The sequence below is a fragment of the Pseudomonas sp. R62 genome (genome assembly GCF_000257605.1).
GTDB classification, from domain to species: Bacteria; Pseudomonadota; Gammaproteobacteria; order Pseudomonadales; family Pseudomonadaceae; genus Aquipseudomonas; species Aquipseudomonas atacamensis.
The window spans coordinates 1-968 of the sequence record NZ_AHZM01000899.1 but is presented as its reverse complement, the minus strand read 5'-3'; the positions used below and the strand labels follow the sequence as shown (position 1 = coordinate 968).

Genomic DNA, 968 nt, shown 5'->3' with positions numbered 1-968 from the left:
TCCCGGAGGGAGAGGGGACTGACCGTGGTGGATGCGAGAGCTGCGCCGACCTGAAATATCCGGTCGAACTCCGGCCTTGAAAAGCATGAAGATCGGCTCCCTTTCCCCCTCGCCCCCTTGGGGGAGAGGGCTGGGGTGAGGGGGAGGCTTTTGACTTTGATCTGGCAGCGCAGAGGACTACAATCCCAACCCCGCCTCAACGGCCGATCTGCCCCGCCCATGTTGACCTGCTCCGTACACCCACTGCCCTACCGTGCCAATCCGGCCGACTATTTCGCGGCCATTCGCAACGCACCCGGCGCCGTGCTGCTCGACAGCGGCCGGCCGAGCGCTGAACGCGGCCGTTATGACTTGCTCAGCGCCTGGCCGCTGGAACAACTGGCGGTGTTGCCGGAGGAAAGCGGTGCGAATTTCCTCCAGCGCCTGCGTGACCATCTCAGCCGCTTGGGCGAAGCTCAGTTGCCTGCCGGGTATGAATCACCATTCGCCGGCGGGCTGATCGGCTATCTGAGCTACGACTTCGGCCGGCATCTGGAAAACCTGCCGAGTCAGGCACTGGATGACCTGCAACTGCCCGATGCGCGTTTTGGCCTGTACGACTGGGCGCTGATCAGCGATCACCACGGGCAAACCAGCCAATTGGTCTTTCATCCATCGCTTGTCGACAGTGAACGGCAGCGATTGGTCGCGCTGTTCACTCAGCCTCAAGTTGACGCGCTGGCGCCCTTCAAACTGAACGCCCCGATGGCCGCTGATCTCTCGGCCGACGATTACCGTCAGGCGTTCGAACGCATTCAGGGCTACATCCAGGCTGGCGACTGCTATCAGGTCAACTTCGCGCAACGCTTTCGTGCTGAATGCCAGGGCGATCCGTGGCTGGCTTACTGCGCTTTGCGTCAGGCCTGCCCGACGCCGTTCTCCGGGTTCCAGAGCCTGCCCGACGGCGGCGCAGTGCTGAGCCTGTCACC

General features: G+C 63.0%; 1 protein-coding gene. It reads left to right on the top strand.

The window, feature by feature from the left end; translation table 11 throughout:
* Positions 1 to 219 precede the first annotated feature (219 nt).
* Positions 220 to 968: chorismate-binding protein (locus tag OQK_RS00975; RefSeq protein ID WP_016770716.1), on the top strand; the 749-nt coding region annotated here is incomplete at its 3' end.